27 protein-coding genes and 2 pseudogenes are annotated in these 20377 nt (G+C 60.7%); 10 read left to right on the top strand and 19 right to left on the bottom strand.

What is annotated here, in order from left to right; translation table 11 throughout:
* Nucleotides 1-145 precede the first annotated feature (145 nt).
* The 3 genes and pseudogenes from KRR38_RS35280 to KRR38_RS35270 form a co-directional block, all read right to left on the bottom strand.
* Complete coding sequence (locus tag KRR38_RS35280; protein WP_375293515.1) at nucleotides 146-835, bottom strand: recombinase family protein; 690 nt, start codon at nucleotides 833-835, stop codon at nucleotides 146-148.
* Nucleotides 828-1265, bottom strand: coding sequence for a hypothetical protein (locus KRR38_RS35275; RefSeq protein WP_217408402.1), 438 nt, complete (start codon nucleotides 1263-1265; stop codon nucleotides 828-830). The genes KRR38_RS35280 and KRR38_RS35275 overlap by 8 nt, the downstream gene beginning before the upstream one ends.
* 60 nt (nucleotides 1266-1325) lie before the next feature.
* Nucleotides 1326-2088: pseudogene (locus tag KRR38_RS35270) on the bottom strand (IS6-like element IS6100 family transposase).
* A gap of 44 nt (nucleotides 2089-2132) precedes the next feature.
* On the opposite strand from KRR38_RS35270, the gene KRR38_RS38180 reads away from it, so the two are divergent.
* Entirely contained in the window at nucleotides 2133-2453 is a 321-nt protein-coding gene (locus tag KRR38_RS38180) for a sugar phosphate nucleotidyltransferase (protein WP_375293514.1), read from the top strand.
* Between the two features lie 27 nt (nucleotides 2454-2480).
* Here KRR38_RS38180 and KRR38_RS35265 read toward each other — a convergent pair whose 3' ends face one another.
* A complete protein-coding gene (locus KRR38_RS35265) occupies nucleotides 2481-3071 on the bottom strand; it encodes a TetR/AcrR family transcriptional regulator (protein WP_256449669.1) in 591 nt (196 codons plus the stop codon).
* Between the two features lie 160 nt (nucleotides 3072-3231).
* Between KRR38_RS35265 and KRR38_RS35260 the strand changes: the two genes are divergently transcribed.
* Entirely contained in the window at nucleotides 3232-3672 is a 441-nt protein-coding gene (locus KRR38_RS35260; protein WP_071117966.1) for a carboxymuconolactone decarboxylase family protein, read from the top strand.
* 134 nt (nucleotides 3673-3806) lie between these two features.
* Here the strand turns inward: KRR38_RS35260 and KRR38_RS35255 are convergent, their stop codons facing one another.
* The 4 genes and pseudogenes from KRR38_RS35255 to KRR38_RS36890 form a co-directional block, all read right to left on the bottom strand.
* Entirely contained in the window at nucleotides 3807-4571 is a 765-nt protein-coding gene (locus KRR38_RS35255; protein WP_001389365.1) for an IS6-like element IS6100 family transposase, read from the bottom strand.
* Nucleotides 4537-4785, bottom strand: a complete 249-nt coding sequence (locus KRR38_RS35250) for a hypothetical protein (RefSeq protein ID WP_217408425.1) — start codon at nucleotides 4783-4785, stop codon at nucleotides 4537-4539. Before KRR38_RS35250 ends, KRR38_RS35255 begins: the two co-directional genes overlap by 35 nt.
* A gap of 221 nt (nucleotides 4786-5006) precedes the next feature.
* Complete coding sequence (locus KRR38_RS35245; protein ID WP_254515954.1) at nucleotides 5007-5576, bottom strand: IclR family transcriptional regulator C-terminal domain-containing protein; 570 nt, start codon at nucleotides 5574-5576, stop codon at nucleotides 5007-5009.
* Nucleotides 5577-5653: 77 nt separating this feature from the next.
* Nucleotides 5654-5746, bottom strand: a pseudogene (locus tag KRR38_RS36890) (helix-turn-helix domain-containing protein); the annotation flags it as partial.
* A gap of 216 nt (nucleotides 5747-5962) precedes the next feature.
* Here KRR38_RS36890 and KRR38_RS35240 point away from each other — a divergent pair.
* The 4 genes from KRR38_RS35240 (at nucleotide 5963) to KRR38_RS35225 (ending at nucleotide 9285) form a co-directional block, all read left to right on the top strand.
* Entirely contained in the window at nucleotides 5963-6652 is a 690-nt protein-coding gene (locus KRR38_RS35240) for a 3-oxoacid CoA-transferase subunit A (RefSeq protein ID WP_104960467.1), read from the top strand.
* Between the two features lie 12 nt (nucleotides 6653-6664).
* On the top strand, nucleotides 6665-7321 hold the full coding sequence (locus tag KRR38_RS35235) for a 3-oxoacid CoA-transferase subunit B (protein WP_104960466.1): 657 nt from the start codon (nucleotides 6665-6667) through the stop codon (nucleotides 7319-7321).
* Between the two features lie 18 nt (nucleotides 7322-7339).
* Nucleotides 7340-8548, top strand: coding sequence for a 3-oxoadipyl-CoA thiolase (gene pcaF, locus KRR38_RS35230; RefSeq protein WP_104960465.1), 1209 nt, complete (start codon nucleotides 7340-7342; stop codon nucleotides 8546-8548).
* 557 nt (nucleotides 8549-9105) lie between these two features.
* Nucleotides 9106-9285, top strand: coding sequence for a BON domain-containing protein (locus tag KRR38_RS35225; protein ID WP_217408401.1), 180 nt, complete (start codon nucleotides 9106-9108; stop codon nucleotides 9283-9285).
* A 77-nt stretch (nucleotides 9286-9362) separates the two neighbouring features.
* Here KRR38_RS35225 and KRR38_RS38175 read toward each other — a convergent pair whose 3' ends face one another.
* Genes KRR38_RS38175 through KRR38_RS35215 form a run of 3 tightly spaced genes read right to left on the bottom strand, consistent with a single transcriptional unit; the run spans nucleotide 9363 to nucleotide 11208 of the window.
* A complete protein-coding gene (locus KRR38_RS38175; protein ID WP_375293511.1) occupies nucleotides 9363-9530 on the bottom strand; it encodes a hypothetical protein in 168 nt (55 codons plus the stop codon).
* A 25-nt stretch (nucleotides 9531-9555) separates the two neighbouring features.
* On the bottom strand, nucleotides 9556-10347 hold the full coding sequence (locus tag KRR38_RS35220) for an alcohol dehydrogenase catalytic domain-containing protein (protein ID WP_375293510.1): 792 nt from the start codon (nucleotides 10345-10347) through the stop codon (nucleotides 9556-9558).
* Between the two features lie 30 nt (nucleotides 10348-10377).
* Nucleotides 10378-11208, bottom strand: coding sequence for a universal stress protein (locus KRR38_RS35215; RefSeq protein WP_104960463.1), 831 nt, complete (start codon nucleotides 11206-11208; stop codon nucleotides 10378-10380).
* A 517-nt stretch (nucleotides 11209-11725) separates the two neighbouring features.
* On the opposite strand from KRR38_RS35215, the gene KRR38_RS35210 reads away from it, so the two are divergent.
* A complete protein-coding gene (locus KRR38_RS35210) occupies nucleotides 11726-12208 on the top strand; it encodes a hypothetical protein (RefSeq protein WP_234002716.1) in 483 nt (160 codons plus the stop codon).
* A gap of 234 nt (nucleotides 12209-12442) precedes the next feature.
* Here the strand turns inward: KRR38_RS35210 and KRR38_RS35205 are convergent, their stop codons facing one another.
* The 8 genes from KRR38_RS35205 to KRR38_RS35170 form a co-directional block, all read right to left on the bottom strand.
* Complete coding sequence (locus KRR38_RS35205; protein WP_217408400.1) at nucleotides 12443-12757, bottom strand: hypothetical protein; 315 nt, start codon at nucleotides 12755-12757, stop codon at nucleotides 12443-12445.
* Nucleotides 12758-12818: 61 nt separating this feature from the next.
* On the bottom strand, nucleotides 12819-13250 hold the full coding sequence (locus KRR38_RS35200; RefSeq protein WP_217408399.1) for a hypothetical protein: 432 nt from the start codon (nucleotides 13248-13250) through the stop codon (nucleotides 12819-12821).
* Nucleotides 13251-13289: 39 nt separating this feature from the next.
* Nucleotides 13290-14105 carry a DUF5692 family protein gene (locus KRR38_RS35195; RefSeq protein WP_217408398.1) on the bottom strand — a complete coding sequence of 272 codons (816 nt, stop codon included), beginning with the start codon at nucleotides 14103-14105 and terminating at the stop codon, nucleotides 13290-13292.
* A gap of 774 nt (nucleotides 14106-14879) precedes the next feature.
* Nucleotides 14880-15434: a Crp/Fnr family transcriptional regulator gene (locus tag KRR38_RS35190; RefSeq protein ID WP_309141270.1), complete on the bottom strand. Its 555-nt coding sequence runs from the start codon at nucleotides 15432-15434 to the stop codon at nucleotides 14880-14882.
* A gap of 360 nt (nucleotides 15435-15794) precedes the next feature.
* On the bottom strand, nucleotides 15795-16007 hold the full coding sequence (locus KRR38_RS36885) for a DUF2147 domain-containing protein (protein WP_309141267.1): 213 nt from the start codon (nucleotides 16005-16007) through the stop codon (nucleotides 15795-15797).
* Nucleotides 16008-16537: 530 nt separating this feature from the next.
* Nucleotides 16538-16768, bottom strand: a complete 231-nt coding sequence (locus KRR38_RS35180) for a hypothetical protein (protein WP_217408396.1) — start codon at nucleotides 16766-16768, stop codon at nucleotides 16538-16540.
* A gap of 222 nt (nucleotides 16769-16990) precedes the next feature.
* Nucleotides 16991-17170 (bottom strand): hypothetical protein, encoded by a 180-nt coding sequence (locus KRR38_RS35175; RefSeq protein WP_217408395.1) that lies wholly within the window; start codon nucleotides 17168-17170, stop codon nucleotides 16991-16993.
* 550 nt (nucleotides 17171-17720) lie between these two features.
* Nucleotides 17721-18452: a TolC family protein gene (locus tag KRR38_RS35170; protein ID WP_217408394.1), complete on the bottom strand. Its 732-nt coding sequence runs from the start codon at nucleotides 18450-18452 to the stop codon at nucleotides 17721-17723.
* 418 nt (nucleotides 18453-18870) lie between these two features.
* On the opposite strand from KRR38_RS35170, the gene KRR38_RS35165 reads away from it, so the two are divergent.
* From KRR38_RS35165 to KRR38_RS36875, 3 genes are all read left to right on the top strand, one after another.
* A complete protein-coding gene (locus tag KRR38_RS35165) occupies nucleotides 18871-19137 on the top strand; it encodes a DUF4158 domain-containing protein (protein WP_217408393.1) in 267 nt (88 codons plus the stop codon).
* A 333-nt stretch (nucleotides 19138-19470) separates the two neighbouring features.
* Entirely contained in the window at nucleotides 19471-19644 is a 174-nt protein-coding gene (locus tag KRR38_RS36880) for a hypothetical protein (RefSeq protein WP_254515953.1), read from the top strand.
* Between the two features lie 208 nt (nucleotides 19645-19852).
* Nucleotides 19853-20284: a helix-turn-helix domain-containing protein gene (locus KRR38_RS36875; RefSeq protein WP_254515952.1), complete on the top strand. Its 432-nt coding sequence runs from the start codon at nucleotides 19853-19855 to the stop codon at nucleotides 20282-20284.
* The last annotated feature ends 93 nt before the right edge of the window (nucleotides 20285-20377 follow it).

The raw sequence follows: 20377 nt of genomic DNA, 5'->3' as shown, positions 1-20377 counted from the left end.
GGTCGCTGCGCTCGATCGGCATGGGGGCGATTGGAAAACCCTGTCGCGGCTCCGCCGCTCTTTCCCCTGGCTGGCAGTCCGTTGACGCGGGCAGGGGACTGCCGGTGGCAGCTGCCACCGGCGCGAAGCCGAACAGAAAGGGCAATCAGCGTTTCCGCTCACGGTGATTTCGCTGAGGGCTGGGTTCTTGCACCTGGGCGGCGCGATGCGCCGCCCATACTCGCTTGACTGTGCTGCGGTCGCAATCGGCCAGCTCTGCCGTTTTGGCAATGCTCTTGCCCGCCTCGCGCAATGCCACAATGCGGGCGTGCGTTGCCCGATCGCCTTTGCGCCCTCCGCTGCGACCTGCGGCTTTTGCCAAGGCGATACCCTGGCGCTGTCGCTCGCGGCGATCGGTGTAATCGTCGTGGGCCATCTGTAAGGCGATCTTCAAGAGCATCGCCTGAACAGATTCGAGCACGATGCGGGCGATGCCATCGGCATCGGCCGCGAGGTCGGACAGGTCCACGACGCCGGGAATGGCAAGTCGCGCGCCTCGCGCACGAATTGTCTCAACCAGCTGCTCAGCCTCGGTCAAGGGGAGACGACTTATCCGGTCGATCTTCTCCGCGATCACTACTTCGCCGGGTTGAAGATCGGCAATCATGCGCAAAAGCTCGGGGCGGTCGGCGCGGGCACCCGATGCCTTCTCTCGATAGACCGCCGCGACATAGTAGCCTGCGGCCTTTGCTTCGCCCACGATCGCGTCTTGGCGACGCAAATCCTGCGCGTCGGTGCTGACGCGCAGATAGACGCGGGCAATCTGTGGGGCAGGGGAAGGAACGTTCTCAGTCAGCAAGGTCAGGCCCCTCGGGCGGCGATGAGCGAAGCTTGGCAATGCCTGCGTCCGCTTGTGCGATTTCAATTCCGCACTGGCGCGCTCTTGCGCGCAATCGCTCAAGCTCAGAATTGCGGGGGAGAAACATGCGAATGACCCGGTTCCGTCCTTCTAGCGCGATTATGCGCTGCGCAAGATAAGCCGCCTCATCATTCAAGGCCTGGTGCTGTTCCTCCGCCTTGCGTAGCTGGCGCTCCCACGCTCGCTTTCGAGCTTTCGCGCGCCGCCTTTCATCGCGGTGTCGAGCATCAATCCTTTTTTGGTCCTGCTCTCTGGCCGCTGCTTCGGCCGCGCTAGCGGCAACTTCCTCTTCCCGCGCCCTATCAGCATTTCGCTTCGCAATGAGCGCATCGAGCACGGCCGCGTCCGTGCCGAGATTGTTCATCACCCATCGGGCTCTGTTGCAAAGATTGGCGGCAGTCAGAGGTAGGCTGTCGCTCTGCGCCGATCAGGCGGCTGCTGCGAAATGGTGGTTGAGCATGCCCATGGCCTCCGTCAGCGCCGAGGGCCCAATGCCAAAGCTCTCTCCACAAGGCGCACCTCGCCCCTGATGCCGGGCTGCAGGCACCAGGGGCGAGCCTGTCCTTGCGCAGGGCTCGCATGACTTCGAATCCCTTGATCGTGGCATAGGCCGTGGGGATCGATTTGAAACCGCGCACCGGCTTGATCAGTATCTTGAGCTTTCCGTGATCGGCCTCGATCACGTTATTGAGATACTTCACCTGCCGGTGGGCCGTCTCCCGGTCCAGCTTTCCTTCGCGCTTCAATTCGGTGATCGCTGCACCATAGCTCGGCGCTTTGTCGGTATTGAGCGTGGCAGGCTTTTCCCAGTGCTTCAGGCCTCGCAGGGCCTTGCCCAGGAACCGCTTCGCTGCCTTGGCGCTGCGGGTCGGCGACAGGTAGAAATCGATCGTGTCGCCCCGCTTGTCGACTGCCCGGTACAGGTAGGTCCACTTGCCCCGCACCTTGACGTAGGTTTCATCCAGGCGCCAGCTCGGATCAAAGCCACGCCGCCAGAACCAGCGCAGCCGCTTCTCCATCTCCGGGGCGTAGCACTGGACCCAGCGATAGATCGTCGTATGGTCGACCGAAATGCCGCGTTCCGCCAGCATTTCCTCAAGGTCGCGATAGCTGATCGGATAGCGACAATACCAGCGCACCGCCCACAGGATCACATCACCCTGGAAATGGCGCCACTTGAAATCCGTCATCGTTCCGTCCGTCCAATCTCCGCCAAGCATGCTCAAGCTTCACGATTTTTTGCAACAGAGCCCTCGAAATAACATCAGTAAACAATATCTACTTAGAAAATGGTTTGTGCTCGGTTGTCAGGTTAGGCCGAGGATATGGCTGGTTTGATACAGGAACACACGCTTCCTTGCTTGAGGCAAGTGAGTTTGTCCGAGTAGTTCAAGACCGACAAAATCTCCAAGTCGCATGCCCCGAAGAAATTGCCTATCGGAAAGGCTGGGTGACGCCAGAGGTCATCGAGAAAGCCGGAAATCTACTAGCAAAGACGAATTACGGCCAATACCTTTTGAGCTTGGTTCACGATGACAGCTACGCCTTGATATAAAAATATGATTTTTAGGGCGTGAACATCCTAGCTGTCTGGCAATATTTGCCGCTTTCCATAGCGAGAGAGGAACATGCTCACGCCTTCGGCAACCACTTTCTCACGTCGCTCCTTCGATGGAGCATCCCCAATACCGATAACTCGTAGCCAAAGAAGGGGCTCGTTCAGCAAACCTAAGAACTGTGAAGCTGCAAGTTCCGCATCTTCGACATGAAGCACGCGGTTCGCACTTAAGGTTCTCAGGTACTCTACCAGAGCTCGCATTGCCGGCGCCTTCCCTGCTTCAAAGAAGGTTGTTGGCAGGTCGGGAAACCGGGTTCCCTCACTAATAACCATACGAAGAAAAGCCACAGCAATCGGCGGTTCCCAAAAATCCACAACGGCATCCCCAATCCGCTTCAGACCAGCCGCCGGATCGCTTAGAACAGACTCATCAGCGGTAATTTCCACAACGGGAAATTCACTCCATACTCGCTCTACGGATGCGATAAACAGCGCCTCCTTGCTTTCGAACTGGTTGTAGACAGTTCGGCGCGCAACTGAGGCCTCCCGCGCAACCAGGTCCATGCTCGTGTCTTCAAAGCCTCGCGCGAGGAAGACGCGCGTTGCGGCATCCAGGATCCCTCTCGTTTCGGTATGTCGCTGCGAGTTGAGGGACCGGCGCTGCGGGGGAATCGCTAATTTCGTTCACGATGATCATCACCTTCCTTGACTGCACTGCACTGTGCAATGTATGTGTTGGAGACTGCACGGTGCAGTGCAAACGAGGAGATAGAGCATGTCAGTCGTAAATTCCAGCGTCGCTTTGCCTGCTGAGGTCTCAAAGGACCGTTTCGCCAGGGGATCTGCTACATTCGCCGCAGTCACCGGCATTCCCACGGAGGCATACCTTGATGGATTTAAGGATAGCTCGCCTGATTTTGGTCGCTATGTGATTGAGTGGGTCTTCGGCGATGTATACAGCCGCACCGATTTGGATTTGAAAACCCGGGAACTCGTTATCATCGCAGCCGGCGCGGCGTTGGGCGCAACGGGAATTGATGTCATCAAATTTCATGTCCCCACTGCGGTACGCGCGGGTGCAACCCGAGACCAGATTTTCGGCGTTCTTACCCAGGTAGCGATTGTTGCAGGTGTTCCCACAGCACTCGCCGCAATTTCGGCGGCGGCACAAGTCTTGGGGCCACACTCTCAGGTCGCTGATGGTGCCAAGGCATGAATATCAGGTCCGAGGATCAGCTCAGCGGATTAGCGATAAGCCTAATGGCTGTCGCGTCCGCATTGACTGTGGCAAACGTGGGCTCTGTTGCAAAGATTGGCGGCAGTCAGAGGTAGGCTGTCGCTCTGCGCCGATCAGGCGGCTGCTGCGAAATGGTGGTTGAGCATGCCCATGGCCTCCGTCAGCGCCGAGGGCCCAATGCCAAAAGCTCTCTCCACAAGGCGCACCTCGCCCCTGATGCCGGGCTGCAGGCACCAGGGGCGAGCCTGTCCTTTGCGCAGGGCTCGCATGACTTCGAATCCCTTGATCGTGGCATAGGCCGTGGGGATCGATTTGAAACCGCGCACCGGCTTGATCAGTATCTTGAGCTTTCCGTGATCGGCCTCGATCACGTTATTGAGATACTTCACCTGCCGGTGGGCCGTCTCCCGGTCCAGCTTTCCTTCGCGCTTCAATTCGGTGATCGCTGCACCATAGCTCGGCGCTTTGTCGGTATTGAGCGTGGCAGGCTTTTCCCAGTGCTTCAGGCCTCGCAGGGCCTTGCCCAGGAACCGCTTCGCTGCCTTGGCGCTGCGGGTCGGCGACAGGTAGAAATCGATCGTGTCGCCCCGCTTGTCGACTGCCCGGTACAGGTAGGTCCACTTGCCCCGCACCTTGACGTAGGTTTCATCCAGGCGCCAGCTCGGATCAAAGCCACGCCGCCAGAACCAGCGCAGCCGCTTCTCCATCTCCGGGGCGTAGCACTGGACCCAGCGATAGATCGTCGTATGGTCGACCGAAATGCCGCGTTCCGCCAGCATTTCCTCAAGGTCGCGATAGCTGATCGGATAGCGACAATACCAGCGCACCGCCCACAGGATCACATCACCCTGGAAATGGCGCCACTTGAAATCCGTCATCGTTCCGTCCGTCCAATCTCCGCCAAGCATGCTCAAGCTTCACGATTTTTGCAACAGAGCCGATTTCCTTGACCGCGGCATGAAGATGTTTGGTGATGACGGCCAGAACATCCTTCAGCCTGGGTTCGCCCGCCTCGCCCATGCGGGAGTTGACGACGTCGACCGATCTCTCTTCTTCGAAGTAAGCGCCATCGAAGGATTGATTTTCATTCATTCAAGCGTCTCTCCAATTTAGGTTGAGCGACTCTTCTGGTGGAGCGTCTTCGATCCACACTATATATTCCTGAAAAGTGATGAGAAGATCCGGAACGGGGAAACTCATTTGCAAATATCGGGAGAATGGCGCTGCCGAAATCGGTGCCATACCCAGCTCCTGCAAAGGCATGTTCCGGCGCAATTTCAGATACTAACGGGACTTCGTACAGGGACATGACGCTATCTTACCCCCTGCAAACCGAGTTCGACGGAAATTTGCTGCAGTGCGGGAAGATAATGATCGAGAAGCTGTTCAGGCGATACGCGCACCGACTGGGCGCCGACATTCAAGGCGCCCAAAAGCGTGCGGTCCCGGCCGAACACCGGCACGGCGATCGAGCGTAGCCCGATCTCGAGTTCCTGATCGACCAGCGCATAGCCCTGCTCCCGGACGGTCCGCAGAAGCGCCAGCAGCGCTTCGGGGTCGGTCACCGTGTCCGCTGTCCTGGCTGTCAGGACGGTGCGGTCGAGATAGGCCTTCTGCTCGGCGGGCGAGGCATGCGCCAGGAGCACGCGCCCCATCGATGTGCAGTAGAGCGGCAGCCGGCTGCCGACTCTGAGCGCGATCGACATGATCCGTGAGGCTTCGGCGCGCGCGAGATAACAGACCTCGTCGCCATCGCGGATGCCGAGTGAACAGGATTCGCCAAGATCAGCAGCGGCGCGGGCGAGAAGCGGCTGCGCCACCGTCGCCAGTGCGTCCGAGGACAGAAACGCATAGCCCAGCCGAAGTACGCGCGGCAGCAGCATGAAATGAGAGCCCTGGCCTCGGCAAAGCCGAGACATTGCAGCGTGTGCAGGCAGCGGCGCACCGATCCCCGGCTGAGCCCTGTCAACTGGCTCGCGCGCGCGATCGACAGCGGGCCTTGCTCCTCAGCGAAGCATTGAAGGACCGTGAGCCCGCGCGACAGCGAGGTCATGAACTCGGGATCGGCCTTCGCGCCGATATCGTCCAATTTCGAGAGACCTTCCAAAGTCTCCAGTGACGCGTCCATGCAACCTCCTGTTCGATTATCGGATCAACTGGACAATAATCGACGTTGACAGGAATCGGAAGTGGAGAGCACAATGGTCGATATTCGTATCAATATCCGATAATCGGACATGTCTCTCATCCAGGCGAAAGGGAGGATCAGGTGATCGACAAGAGTTTTGCCACGCCGGCTTTGGCGGTAGGCGACATTTTCGATGGCGCGTCGGTCATGATCGGCGGGTTCGGGACCGCGGGCATGCCGGACCAGCTCATCGATGCGCTGATCGCCCATGGCGCGCGCGACCTTACCGTCATCAACAACAATGCCGGTAACGGCGAGACCGGGCTTGCCGCGCTGCTCAAGGCGGGGCGGGTGAAGAAGATCATCTGCTCGTTTCCGCGTCAGGCGGATTCGCACCATTTCGACGCGCTCTACCGCGCCGGCGAGATCGAGCTTGAGCTGGTGCCGCAGGGCAACCTGGCCGCGCGCATCCATGCCGCGGGCTCGGGTCTCGGCGCGATCTTCACGCCGACCGGCTATGGCACGCAACTTGCCGAGGGCAAGGAAACCCGCGAGATCGACGGCAAGCACTATGTGCTCGAATATCCGATCCACGCCGACTTCGCCCTGATCAAGGCGCAGGCCGGCGACCGCTGGGGCAACCTCGTCTACCGCAAGACCGCCCGCAACTTCGGCCCCATCATGGCGATGGCCGCCAAATGCACGATCGCCCAGGTGAACGAGATCGCGGCGCTCGGCGCTCTCGATCCCGAGGCGGTCGTCACCCCCGGCATCTTCGTGCAGCGGGTCGTGCAGGCGGCCATGCCCACCGTCCTTGCCGATGCAGCCTGAAGGGAACCGCCGATGAACCGCATGAATCGTGAGGACATGGCCCGGCGGGTCGCCCGTGACATAGCCGAGGGCGCCTATGTCAATCTGGGCATCGGCCTGCCGACCCGGGTCGCCGACTATCTCCCCGCCGACAAGGAGATATTCCTGCAGAGCGAGAACGGGCTGCTTGGCATGGGTCCGGCGCCTGCACCGGGAGACGAAGATCCGGAGCTGATCAACGCGGGCAAGCAGCCGGTGACGCTGCTGCCGGGAGGCTGTTTCTTCCACCATGCCGACAGCTTTGCGATGATGCGCGGCGGCCATCTCGACATCTGCGTGCTGGGTGCCTTTCAGGTCGGCGTGAATGGCGATCTCGCCAACTGGCACACCGGTGCGCCCGATGCCGTCCCGGCGGTCGGCGGGGCGATGGATCTCGCTATCGGCGCCAAGCAGGTGTTCGTGATGATGGAGCTGCTCACCAAGTCGGGCACGAGCAAGCTGGTGAACGCCTGTACCTATCCGCTCACCGGGCTTGGCTGCGTATCGCGCGTCTACACCGATCTCGCCGTCTTCGACGTGGGCCCCTCGGGGGCGGCCGTAGTCGAGATGGTAGATGGGCTCACGCTCGAGGCGTTGCGCGGTCTGACAGGCCTCCAGATAGATATGGCCGCGACGCCGGCCGCCGTCTGACAGAATAGGATAATCGACATGACTGACGCTTTCATCTGCGATGCCGTTCGCACGCCGATCGGCCGCTATGGCGGGATACTTGCCGGTGTTCGGGCCGACGATCTGGGAGCGCTGCCGATCGCGCAACTGCTGGCGCGCAATCCCGGCCTCGATCCGGCCGCGATCGAAGAGGTGTTCTACGGTTGCGCCAACCAGTCGGGCGAGGACAATCGCAATGTCGCTCGGATGAGCCTGCTGCTCGCCGGGCTGCCGTCATCCGTGCCCGGGGTGACGCTAAACCGGCTATGTGCCTCCGGCCTGGAGGCGGTCGGCGCCGCGGCGCGCGCGATCCGCACGGGTGAGATGTCTCTGGCGATCGCAGGCGGCGTCGAATCGATGACGCGCGCGCCCTATGTCATGGGTAAGGCTGGCGCCGCCTTCGGGCGGGGGCAGACGCTTGAGGACACCACCATGGGGTGGCGTTTCGTCAATCCAAGGCTGGCGAAGCTTTACGGTGTCGAGGCAATGCCCCGGACCGGCGAGAATGTGGCCGAAGATTACAAGATATCCCGCCTCGACCAGGATGCTTTTGCCGCGCGCAGCCAGCACCGCGCTGTGGTCGCGCAAGGCAATGGCTTCTTCTCTTCGGAGATCATTCCCGTCACCGTGCCAGGTCGCAAGAAAGGCGAGACGATGGAGGTGTCGGTGGATGAGCATCCCCGCGCCGACACGACGGCAGATCTGCTCGCGACCCTGAAACCCTTGTTCGGGCCCGAGGGTACGGTCACCGCCGGCAATGCGTCGGGGATCAATGATGGCGCCGCCGCCATGATCATCGCCAGCGAGGCGGCAGCGAAATATTACGGCCTTGTCCCGCGCGCCCGCATCCTCGGCATGGCGGCGGCGGGCGTGGAACCGAGGGTGATGGGGATCGGCCCGGTAGCGGCAACGCGCAAACTGATGACACGCCTCGGACTGGAGATCGTTGATTTTGACGCGATCGAGCTCAACGAGGCGTTCGCCAGCCAGTCGCTTGCGGTGTTGCGTGAACTCGGTCTCCCCGATGACGCTCCGCATGTGAACGCCAATGGCGGCGCGATCGCGCTGGGCCATCCGCTCGGCATGAGCGGTGCGCGCCTGGCTCTCACGCTCACCCATCAATTGGAGAAGCACGGCGGCAAACTCGGTCTCGCCACCCTGTGCATCGGAGTGGGGATGGGGCTGGCTCTGGCTGTCGAGCGCGTATGATGCATCACCGTCCGTGTTGGCTGGCTAAACCACTCTCAGATGATGACCGGCGCAGCCGTTCTGGGTGGCGTTCTTCTCGTTCGACATGCGGCAGTCGCTACGAGCAATGCGTTCGATCCCTCTATCATTAACAAGGCGGCATTCGGGATCGTGCCCCGCGGGGTGGTGTAACGGCGCGGTTCATCGGTAGAGAATCGGCCTGATTAGGCGGACACGACGGACAGCTAAAATAGCGGACTGTCGCTAACAGGGGCGAGACTTTCGAGCCTCGTGTATCTTCGGGATATGGCGCATTCGTCGTGCTCTTCAGCTTCTCTCTCAGGCGTTGAAGCTTCCGGAAAATCCGGGGCGGTTCACGCCTAGGATGTCTTTATGCCGCGCGACGCCATCACGGTCCAGGTCGAGAAGGGATGGATCACGTTGACCGGCGAAGTCGACTGGCACTATCAGAAGGATAACTCGAGGTATGCGCTCCTGCGGCTGCACGGAGTTATCGGGATATCCGATAGGTCGCTATCAAGCGCAAGGTCGACGCCAGCAATATCGATGACGAGATCATGCATGCGCTGCATCGATCGTGGTTCTTCGATCCAAAGACGGTCTCGGTGAGCGCCCACGATGGCAAGGTCGTTCTGGCGGGTACGGTCACATCGCCCCATGACAGGCAGGTGGCTGCTGCAACCGCCTGGGCCGCGCCTGGCGTGACCGATGTGCGCAACGAAATCACGGTCGCTTAAATTCCTCAAAGCGGCCCGGTCGTCCGCGAGTGGGCGATCACGGGTAGCCGGGCCGGCCGGGATCCGGCCCGGGCACGCTATGGGACGAGGACGGCGGCGCCCTCGAACCGTCCTGCTCTAAGGTCGCTCAGCGCCTGATTGGCCTGATCGAGTCGATAGCGGTTCGTATGCGTGACGATGCCGATTCTCGGCGCCAGCCCGAGGAAGTCGAGACCATCCTGGCGCGTCAGGTTCGCGACCGACATGATCTGCCGCTCTCCCCATAGCAGATCATAGGGGGAAGCCTGGAATTTCGCTCATGTGGATGCCGGCGCAGACGACGCGCCCTCCTTTGCGGAGGGCTCGTAGGGCAGCGGGGACGAGTTCGCCCGAGGTTGCATAGATGATGGCCGCATCGAGCGGCTGGGGCGGCTGTTCGTCTGAGCCGCCAGCCCAGGTGACGCCGAGGGATCGGGCGAAGCCCTGCGTGGTGACATCGCCGGGGCGGGTGAACGCAAAAACGGATCGGCCTTGCCATCCTGCCACCTGTGCGACGATGTGCGCGGCAGCGCCAAAGCCGTAGAGCCCGACACGATGACCTTCGCCGGCCATGACCAGCGAGCGCCAGCCGGTCAGGCCGGCGCAGAGAAGAGGGGCCAATGACACATCGTCGCCGTTCTCGCCGAGTGGAAACGCGTAGCGCGCGTCGGCGATCGCGGCCGTCGCAAAGCCGCCATCGCGCGTGAAACCGGTGAAGAGGGGGTGGTCGCAAAGGTTTTCGCGCCCCGCCGCACAATAGGAACAGGCTCCGCAACTATGGCCAAGCCAGGGGATACCGACCCGCTCTCCCAACTGCAAACCCTCCACGCCCTCACCGAGCGCATCGATCCGGCCGACAATTTCGTGACCAGGAATGACGGGAAGGACGGGGTTGGGTAGATCGCCGTCGACTACGTGGAGATCGGTCCGGCAGACGGCGCATGCCGACACTTTGACACGAATCTCTCCCGGTCCCGGCGAGCGGTCCGGAAGGTCCGTCCAGACAAGGGGGCGGCCGAGCTCTTTCAGCACCATTGCCTGCATGGCGATGTCAGACCTTTGCAAGCTTTGTCATCAATGGGCGAGGAGCGCGCACCGGTTGGAAGCGAGAAGGAGATCGGCGGTCACTCCGCCCAACACCCATTCGCGCAGCCGGCTATGGCCGTAGGCGCCGGCAACGATCACGTCGGCGGACTGCTCCCGCGCAACTGCTTCGATCGCGGACGCATCATCACCTGTGGCACGCACCACGAACGGTTCGGCCGCGATACCATGGCGCTTGAGCCAGCTGGAGACATCATCGAGCCGCTTGCCCGCCCCCGCCATCTCATCTTCCGCGGCGATCTCGACGAGCGTGACACGCGATGCCATTTCAAGGAAGGGCAGGGCGTCGAGCGTAGCCCGCCTCGCCTCGCGGCTATCTTTCCATGCGATCATAACGCGGTCAGGCGTCAGTCTGGTCGCGCCGGCAGGGACGAGAAGAACGGGCCGGCCGGCGCGGATGATCAGATCGCCCATGTCGACGTTGCGCGTACGGTCGAGCATCGAGCCGCCCCGATCCGGTTTGGTGATCAGAAGATCCGCGCTGCGGGCCTCTTCGCCGATATAGTCGGCAATCGATGCCCCGGTGATCGCAAATCGCCAGTCGAGACCGGAGACTCTGCCGCCGAGCACCGCCCGGAATTCCGTTTCGGCGGCGTCGGCCTCCCGTTGAATCTCATCGCGATTCTGTTCCATCACCTGGCCGGAAATGAAGCCGTCGCCATAGACATACTGGATTGGCTGGCATGCCGCGATGCCGATCACGCTCGCTTGAAATCGCTGGGCGAGGTTGGCCGTAATCTGGAGTAGATCGGCGTTCGGCTTGCCGAGTTCGAGGTGGACCATCAGCGTAGCATAGGTCATCGGATCATCTCCTGTAGCTGCCCACGTTCGAGCATCTGGCGGTTCGGCATCAGCATTGGATGCGCACTAGATCTACGGCGCTCCTCCGCGGCCAAATATCGGGTGATATACTTATCTGCGCGCCAGCCACCCGATCGCCAGCGCGGCGTTCAAAGCGCTCTCCGCCCTCCCGGGAAGATCCGTAACCTTACCGATTTGAAGGGTGCCTGCGCGAGCATAGGAGAGAGAATCACAAGGTATAATTTTCCAGCTCGGGAAAGTGCGCGTGAGAAAGCTGCATGGTCGACCACAATCTGGACGTAGCGGCAGCGATCGTGTCCGTGGTGATACTGTGGGTCGTGATACTTCTCACCGTAAGGGAGAAGATGTGAGTGTTTCGAGGATTGCTCGGTGCGCCGTATTGGGGATCTTCACTGTAGGATTGTGTAGCATACCGGGTGCGCTTCTTGCTCTAATCCCCGAGACCGCTACAACTATTCCTACAGAAGTACCTCTCGGCTTCACACCCGATGCCGACGTGCTGATCCACACGGCCAGTGGGTTTCGCTTTCCAGCACAGGTTGCAGGGTTCACACGGATGAAGGAACGCGGGTCAGATCCGAGCGGCGAATATGTCGCGATCGGATATGAACGACAGATCGGCCAGGACGACCAGATCATCGTTCGGATAGCGATCGTCCATCTGGTGGATATGACGGCTGCAGAGCATTACACCATCATGAAGTCGGTCGCCATGTCACATTTTTCTGCGGTTTCGGTCTTGTCGGAGACCAGGTTTTCGATCGGTGGACAGCCGGATATTCCGGGATACCGCGGAGTATTTGCGGGCGAGCGAGGGGATCATTCCTGGCGCTTCAGCCTGACAACCGTGGACTTCGGCTTCTGGGACGGGCGCTTGGCGTCAGCCTATCCCGCAGGTCGGGCGCGGGAGGCGGAGAGCGCATTGGACGGGCTCCTTTCCGCGTTCCGCTGGCAGCGTCCTGTCACGCGCGTTGAGTGAGGCGCGCCCCGCGACCTAGTGCGGCCGAATTTACCGCTCGGTGATGAATTTTGGGCTTTTCGGGTTGGGAAGGGCGGCGCCGGCATGAACACTCAGATAGTCGCCATCGTCGACACGAGTGAGCGGGACGATCAGTTCAACATCAACGCCATCAAACTTAAGATATAAAGCAGATCCCTTGCGTCGAAAGCCGGGTCGCACCTCGGGTTTCGTTCCGTTGGTTAGCGTGCAAAATCACCTGGCCGCAATTTGGACATTGAAGCCGGCGTAGATCTGCCATTTGGGCGCGGCTATTCCCTTGTGGATCACAGAATATTGCGGCTCGACGAAGGTGTTGAGCCGGACCTTCTTCGAGAGTGCCCATATCTTGCCGATGCCCGCGCCGACGGGAAGATAATGATCGCCCGATTTAAGATCGAAATTCCAGATGCCGCTTGATCGCAGATACAGTCCTTTTGACAGATTGTAGAACGCGATCGGTTGAACCGTCAGCAGGCGAACATCCCGGCGGTCATCGTCGCCAGCAACGGATTGCTGATAGATGGCCAACCCACCGAGCAGGCCCCATTTTTGTGGTGCGACGACTGCGCCCGAGGCACCGAGCTGCCACTTACCGGCTCCCGAACCGCGCGCTGCTGGCTGTGGGTGCAACCACGACTGGACCCACGCCGAGGGAAACCGATTTGCCAGGAAACATCACCAGGTCCATGAGCAAAAGGTCGCCGACGCCGGTTTTGCTTCCGGTCGGGAACGTTGGCGTGGTCGACACCGGAAGAGTGAAGCGGAGAAGCTGGGGTTTGCCAAGCGTCATGTGGGGCAGGAGGCCACGGAAAAGGGTGACGTCCGCGTCGCGATCGGGCAGCTCATTGAGCGAGGGAATATAGTAGTTGTGCACGCTTAGCATGATCGTCGGCGTGAGCGGGCTGTTGGCATCATTGGCGGCTGTCGCATCGCTCGATACAACTTCCTGCGCTGCTGCGGGTGACGCCAGCCACATAGCGGCGCACAGGGAGACGGCATGCAACATGGATGGTCGAGGCATGGAAGGTTCCTTAGCTGCTGAGGTGCGTCGTAGGCGCCGTTAGATGACGCTCTCGCTTTGGCCGACCTCGATGTTTGCGGGAGCTCGCCCGGTAAGGCGCCAGCGAAAATGAAGCAGTGCGTATCCGAGATTGAAGCCGAGACTGAGAAGAGCGGCCGCAAGGGCGATGCCTTCACTACGCGGGAACGGCAATGATAGCTGAAGCCCGATGTCGCGGCTAAGCAGCACTTCGAAGCTGAAGATATACATCATGTAGATCGCCAATGTGTAGGCGCGGGCCTGCATCCAGGTGCCTCGCTTCACAAAGATCGCTGCGATCGTGGGCGCGATGACGATTGCAGCCGTGAAGAATACGGTGTTCGGGAAATTCAGGTAGACGAACGTGATGTTCCAGATGTCATAGGCGATGATCCACCCCACGGTCATGCCCGGCCACAGCATGTCATGGGGGGCCTCATCGTCGCGGTGGATGCCGAGCCAACGATGTATCGTCACGATATTGAGGACGCCGGCCGCTGCGTTGAGAAGGTTCGCCAGTGCGCCCGAGGCGACGTCCTGACTGACAGCTTCGGCGATATTCACCGCCAGGACGGCCGCGACGAGGATCTTGATCCAGTTATAGCGGTGGAGCCCATGAAATCGAAACAGCGTGAACAGGGCTGCGCCCGCTATTGCTGAATATAGCTTCACCCATCGAAACACGGTGTCGAAGTCGGAATGGAGCCACAGCGGCAACAGGACGACCGGGAGTATGAGGAAGAGGGTATAGGCTGCCGCCTTGGAGCGACGAGCAAGCTCGTTTCGAGGAATATCACGACGAGGACAAAGAAACCGAAGTGGAGCCAGGTGATCCATGCGACAGACGGGCGCAGGCTCAGGGTTGGACCACGCGCTAGTCTGGTCGACAGATGGCGCTCATCCGGGTGAGCGAAGACAGACCCGTCGATCTCGAGGATCGCGCCTTGCCCTCCGGCAATCTTGAAAGTTTTGTTTCCGCCGTCCGACCAGGATGCGCGATCCTTGATGAGGTGTACGCCCTCTGACTTTTCAATGGCCACGGTGCCATCGGACTTGAAGGTCAGGTCGTACCGGGATCGCGCCCTCCCGATCCGGTCCCCTCCTTGCCCTTCTAGCGCACCAAGCCATCGTTCATAGCCGCCAGGGACTGACGTGGTGCTGGCCGCGCCCCATGCGAGCGATGGGCCTATCATTCCGAAGACGAGCAGGAGGGCGGCCAGCAGGCCAAATCCCGTCGGAATCTGCGAGTGGGGTGCAAGCCGGCTATCCGAAGTCGCTTGATCGAACCTATGTTCATGCGTTTTCCATCATATTTGCCGGCAGCCAATGGCGCCTCGCGCCATCTCGATGGATGGCCGGCCGGGGAGCTGTGGGTTGGCATAGTGAGGCGCGCGCACGCGCAGCGCGTTACCGCTGCGCATCGACTTGCATGATCTGGATCATGTACTGTGCTGACCGCACGGGACATTGATTGCAGGAGCGCCGGTGGTCCTGCATTGAACGACGACCGGTCTCACGTCAGAGCGAGACAGTTTTTCGGAAAAGCGGATTGCTCGATGAGGATTGAGGCAGTCGGCCTACGGACCGCTGTGCATCCCATATTGGGAGGGGTCAGCTTGCTCCCGCAAGCACGGTCAATGCGCTTTTATCGAGAATGGCAATCGTGCGGCCACCTGGGAGGGCGATAAGACCATTGTCTTTAAGACAGCTGAGTCCGCGGCTTACCGTTTCGCTGGAGAGGCCGAGGATCTCGGCGAGCTGTCCTCGCGAGAGGCCAAGGTTGAAAATCTGCCTCTCTCGCCTGATCGTTGTGCAATCGCCATCAATTGATCGAGATGTCAGGTCGAGCAGGAAGGTTGCAATGCGCGCTTCGGCGGATCGGTTGGCCAGCAACAATATCCGTAACCGCGCATCCTCCAATGATGCGTGTGTCCGATCCAGGAGCAACCTCTCCATCTTGGCATGTGCGCTCATGAAATTTTCGAGGAGTTGTCGTGGAATTACGCAGATAGTGGGATCGGTGAGCGCGGTGATGGTGAATCTGTTTGTCGATGGAGAGGGATTTCCAATGAAATCACCGGCATGCAGGAGACCCACGATCTGATCGCGGCCGTCAGCGGCGCTGGCGCAGACCTTGAACATTCCTGTTACGACGTTCGCGCAGATCAGCGCCTCTTCGCCTGCCCAGCAGACAATCTGGTTGCGCGTGACCTGGCGTTTCCGAGGCGATCAATCTGAGCCCGCACAGTTCCTCGTCGGCAAGGCTTACGCAAAGCGCACGGTCCCGCACCGGACAGGACCGGCAGACATGATTTTTCGCTCATCGTCGCCTCCCTGCGTGGCCTACAAATCCTGATGATGCAGCGTGCGGCACTGCGTAAAGACTGTTTCCTCGCCCTGTGGACGCCGGGCGGATTCTATCTGGCCCGAACCCAGTCCTGGGACTTGCAGGCGATCCGCCCCAGAAGGCAGCCTGCGCCGCGGCAGGTGCTTTGGTCCAACGCTTCCACGGTGCCTGACAATGTCTTACCAAGGTCCCGGTACAAAGACGCGTCCATGCCAAACGCCTTTGCGATCCTGAACAAAATCTCTGAACAATTGCAGCCCGATGAGCTTTTCTGTGCCGCCGCGCCCGGCGTCCGCGATGGCTTTCTCATTGGCCCACACCACCGTTCCGCACATCCCCGTGCCGCAATGCCGCACTTCGACATGAACGCTGTTTTGCGGATTGCGCCACACCCCTCCGCCACCGTCAGCCGATGCCCCGAAGAGATCCCGGGAATGGAAAGAGCCAGCAAAGGGCAGCGGTCTTCAGGCCGGTCATACGCACCTCGTTAGGGGGCATGGATCGTCTATACTTACGTAGTCCTCCATCCGTTACCGGGGCAGTGAGCTGCTGTTAGCAAGAGAGGGAGCACTGGCCGATGCTGTCCAGTGGACGAAGACAGCCGAGCGAACAGCGGCGATGTCGCCCGGTAGCCAGCCCGCTCTCACAAAATGCTCTTCGACGCTGCCGGGTGCCTCAGAAACGCGACCGGAATGGAAGCAGGACGCCAGCAATCGCAGGGCCTCCAGACGCGGGTTGGCGAGAGGTTTCACCTCTGAGCGATAGTGCAGCTTCCAAAGGAACCGGGCCATTCGCCCTTCAGGACGAGGCCACTCCCGTGGATGCGCCGCGAGCGTGATGACTGTTCGTTCAAGCTTTGAAAAACATGGCTGGGAACGCTCAGACCGGACCGCCATTTGAAAACTGTCGTGGCGCAGGATGGTTACGCGTCGCCGAAGCGTTTGAGCTCGGTGCGACACGTCTCACTAAATTGACGAAGCGGGTCCATCCCGCCCTCTCTTGCAAATTGCCGCAGTTCATGGAGCGTGCGGTTCGGCCCCAGATAGGCGCTGACGATGGCATCGAGAACAAGTTCGGCGCGCTCGATCACGTCATTGGGCGCAATCAGGCGCATTTTGGCGACCAGCGCATATAATGGCACAAGATCGGACACGTCTTCACGCTCGTGGCCGAGGGCGTCGCCAGGTAGCCCTCGTGGCTTCCTTTATGAAGTCGGTATAGACGTCCTCGCGTCGGCTACGGGCTTCGGATTTGATCTTCTGCGAGATTTGGGCGCGGACCGTGAGCCAGGACGTCATGGACGACCCGAAGCCACCGAGCGCAGCACCGGCCAGGCCCGCCATGGCGGTGAGGATTCGGATCCCGATCCGTCCTGCTACTCCTTGCGGCTCAGGATCAGGCTGACACGCTGGTTCTTTGAGCGACTCTGTGCGGTGTCGTTGGACGCGATCGGATCGGCCGAACCTTGCTGTCCGTCGCGATGCGGGCCCTTCGATACGCCTCCTTCGCGCCAGGCGTTGTGCCAGCGCTTCCGCACGCGCGATGCCGAGCGCATGGTCAGCCTCCTTATCACCCGATGGGTCCGTATGGCCGATGATCGTAACCCGGACGTCCGTGTTGGCGCGGACGCATCCGCGACCAGGCAGGAAGCCCGGCCGATCGATTCCGGTGTGGGCGTGGCGGAGCGTCCCACAAACTCCTGCCCGCCCAGTTCGGAGTTTTCTCGCCCGGTCCACGCGCCGAGAGGCAGTCGACCAGTTGGCGGCCAATGCTTCCTTGCTGCGCCATCATCGTCGAGCCATCGCGCAGAGCGATCAGCGCAGAGCCATCCCCAGTGGAGGGCGTCGATGGCGGACGGCCTCGATCCGAACGGGATTTCACGGCTAAAGATCCAGTGATGACGAAGGTCACGAACAGGAGAAATAGGAGAAGGCGGGCCATCTATCGCCACTCGGACGTCGGCCGATGGCTGCCAACCGCCGCCGAGCGCCTGATAGAGGGGAAATTGCCGCGATCAACCGGTCGCTGAGTTGAACGAGGCCAGGTCCGACGACAAGAGGCTGCGTTCGGCGTCGAGCTGCTCTAGATGGGGCGAATAGCCTTCCTTATATCGCCGAAAGGCGAGCGACTGTGTACGGGCGAGCGCACCGCGCTGCCGCGAGAGCACTGCTTCCTGTTCCGCCCAACCGCTGGATCGATGCCATGCCGTCCTCGACCTCACGGAAGGCCGTCAAGGCGGCCCGGCGATAGGCGAAGGCTGCCTGATCCCCGACGTGCGGCGGCGCCATCGGCTTGCGCCTTGATACGGCCGCCGTTGAAGATGGGCGCAAGGATGCTGCTACCCAGCGAATAGATGGACAGCGGATCGTCCGGGAGCAGCGAGGAAGAGACGAAGCCGCCTGACGCCGACAGGCTGTGTTGGGCATGAAGGCGGCGCAGGCCACGTCGAGGGCATGGTCGGCAGCGACGATCTGCTGTTCCGATGCCGCGAGGTCGGGCCGTCGGCGCAGGGTCGCCGCGGACAATTGGACGGGCACGACGGGCAGAGTGATCTCGTCAAGGCTCTTCCCCCGCGCAATCGGCGCGGGCGCTCGACTAAGCCGAATGCTCAAACCGTTCTCCAGCCTGGCTATCGCCAGTTCGACCGGCAGTATGGCCTGCGCCGTGGCCTCATATTCCGCCTCAGCCTGGGCGAAGTCGAGTTGCGATCCATAGCCGGCTTCGGCGCGCCGGCGGATAAGCCTGAGCGTATCGCTGCGCGCGCCGAGCGTTCGCTTGAGAATATCCAGGCGGGCGTCGGCCGTCCGAAGCTGAATATAGGTGCTGGCGACGGCCAATGCGACCGGCGAGCCTGACCGTGTGGCGGCAGTAGACGGTAACAAGAAGGCTTGCGCTCGCTGCGGCAGTGCTGTTTGCGAGGCGTCCAAACAGGTCGAGATCGAACGATGTCTGCAGTTCGCCTTGCGCCGCCCGTTGTTTCACATCCATCCCGAAGGGATTGACGCTACGGGTCCGTCCGCCCGCGCCTGCTGCTTGAAGGACAGGGAGTTGTGCGCCACGCGCGGCCGCCAGTTGCGCGCGCGGTTAAGCGACCCGCGTGGCGGCAATTTCCAGATCGTCATTCTCCTTCAAGGCCCAGTCGGCCCCAAGCTGCGATTTTGGCCAAGTCGGAGAACGTTTTGGGAACGTGGCATTCGGTATTGACGATGGAAATCATAGAAGAGGACAGTTCGCTCCATCATAGGGAGTGGGTTGATGGATCGGAGTATTCCGGGCAGGGATTTGATCGGACGATGGAGCCTGAGCTTTGCCGATATTGATTTTGTAAATTCGAAGCCGGCCCTGACGCGCCTTGGCCTCGCCGCGCAGCTGAGGTACTTCGCTTCCCTGGGGTTTTTCGCGATCGATCCCGGCTCAATCCCTACCGATGGCCTCTCGTACCTGGCCGAGCAACTCAGTGTCGAGGCTGGCGAGATGGCCGGTTATGTGAACACCCGCATGCTTCAGACCGTACTGGGTTGAGCCGAAGTGGGCGGGGCGGATGACGCCGGAAGATTATCGTGGTCTCACGCCGTTGGTCTACAGTCATGTGAACCCTTATGGCCGCTTCGACCTCGACCTGAACGACCGGATTGATTTTGGACGGCATGCAGCGTGAGGCGGCTGATCGGCCTATAACATTTGGGTACCCCCAGAGTGATAGGGCCGAGTGACACCATTCGTCTGTCACAAAAGGGTGGGTTTGCGCTCAATGTGACGATACACTGCAAGAGCCACCCTAATGTGACGGATTTTGCACTTGGCTCGTATCGGATATGCCCGCGTCAGCACCACGGACCAGGATCTGGATATCAGTTGGCCGCCTCAAGAATACAGGTTGCGAAATTATCCGTTCCGAAGATCGGATCGGGGGCCTCGCGGAGCGGGCGCACGGAACTGGAAACGATCATGCAGTTTATGCACACCGGCGACGAGCTGGTCGTGCTGCGGCTCGACCGGCTCAAGCCGCTCCACTCTGCACTGTCCTGAACCTGGTGCATGAGCCAGATGAAAAGGGAGCTTCGCTGCGCATCCTTGAGCCAGAGGTGACGACGGCGGGCGACATGGGGCGAATGGTCATCACCATACTCGGCATGGTCGCCGATGTGGGCGGAGGATTCATCAAAGGATAATCAGCGCGCCGGGATCGAAGCGGCGCGCGCCGAAGGCGTTTACAAAGGCCGGAAGAAGAACGTCGATGACGATGAAATCCGCCCGTCGCCTTGCCGCCGGCGCCAGCAAGGCCCGGCTTGCCCGCGACCTGAAAGTCTCACGAATGACCGTCTATCGGGCGCTCGACATTATTCCGTCACAGACCAAACTGCCGGAAAAGCCGCCCACTGCCAGCATCGCCCTGCATCTGATTATCGAGAACTTCAACAAGCGTGGAGGAGGTAGAAAACCCGCTCGGGAGCGGATTGAGGCGATGCTGGAACGCGACTACGCCATGGTAAAAAACGGCGGTTGTGGGTGCAAACTGACCGTCGCCTTTGACTTTGATCCGGATGGCATTTCCCTTGATGAGGAAATCCAAAGCCTCCTCACCGAGATGTTCAACATCACCGAGAATGACTGTTCCTCCATGGAAGCCGATATCTACGAGGTCGGTGGTCAGCAACAGTCCTGGTAGAATCAATCAAGCGTTCAGTGTTCGTTCGCAAACCTGGCCAAAATCGCAGCTTCGGGCCGACTGGGCCTAATAGTCGAACTTCCGCATGACCGA

The organism is Novosphingobium sp. G106, from assembly GCF_019075875.1.
Taxonomy (GTDB): Bacteria; Pseudomonadota; Alphaproteobacteria; order Sphingomonadales; family Sphingomonadaceae; genus Novosphingobium.
This window is presented reverse-complemented; position numbering and strand designations above follow the sequence as displayed.

Bases quoted from the DNA above. Each gene is read 5' to 3' on its own strand.
- KRR38_RS35220 (WP_375293510.1), bottom strand. From the start codon at position 10,347: ATGCAGGCAATGGTGCTGAAAGAGCTCGGCCGCCCCCTTGTCTGGACG.
- KRR38_RS35235 (WP_104960466.1), top strand. From the start codon at position 6,665: ATGAACCGCATGAATCGTGAGGACATGGCCCGGCGGGTCGCCCGTGAC.
- KRR38_RS35260 (WP_071117966.1), top strand. From the start codon at position 3,232: ATGTCAGTCGTAAATTCCAGCGTCGCTTTGCCTGCTGAGGTCTCAAAG.
- KRR38_RS35175 (WP_217408395.1), bottom strand. From the start codon at position 17,170: ATGCGCTCGGCATCGCGCGTGCGGAAGCGCTGGCACAACGCCTGGCGC.
- pcaF (WP_104960465.1), top strand. From the start codon at position 7,340: ATGACTGACGCTTTCATCTGCGATGCCGTTCGCACGCCGATCGGCCGC.
- KRR38_RS35215 (WP_104960463.1), bottom strand. From the start codon at position 11,208: ATGACCTATGCTACGCTGATGGTCCACCTCGAACTCGGCAAGCCGAAC.
- KRR38_RS35195 (WP_217408398.1), bottom strand. From the start codon at position 14,105: ATGGATCACCTGGCTCCACTTCGGTTTCTTTGTCCTCGTCGTGATATT.
- KRR38_RS35200 (WP_217408399.1), bottom strand. From the start codon at position 13,250: ATGCCTCGACCATCCATGTTGCATGCCGTCTCCCTGTGCGCCGCTATG.
- KRR38_RS35250 (WP_217408425.1), bottom strand. From the start codon at position 4,785: ATGAATGAAAATCAATCCTTCGATGGCGCTTACTTCGAAGAAGAGAGA.
- KRR38_RS35255 (WP_001389365.1), bottom strand. From the start codon at position 4,571: ATGACGGATTTCAAGTGGCGCCATTTCCAGGGTGATGTGATCCTGTGG.
- KRR38_RS36875 (WP_254515952.1), top strand. From the start codon at position 19,853: ATGACGATGAAATCCGCCCGTCGCCTTGCCGCCGGCGCCAGCAAGGCC.
- KRR38_RS35225 (WP_217408401.1), top strand. From the start codon at position 9,106: ATGCATGCGCTGCATCGATCGTGGTTCTTCGATCCAAAGACGGTCTCG.
- KRR38_RS38175 (WP_375293511.1), bottom strand. From the start codon at position 9,530: ATGTCGGTCGCGAACCTGACGCGCCAGGATGGTCTCGACTTCCTCGGG.
- KRR38_RS35245 (WP_254515954.1), bottom strand. From the start codon at position 5,576: ATGCTGCTGCCGCGCGTACTTCGGCTGGGCTATGCGTTTCTGTCCTCG.
- KRR38_RS35165 (WP_217408393.1), top strand. From the start codon at position 18,871: ATGGATCGGAGTATTCCGGGCAGGGATTTGATCGGACGATGGAGCCTG.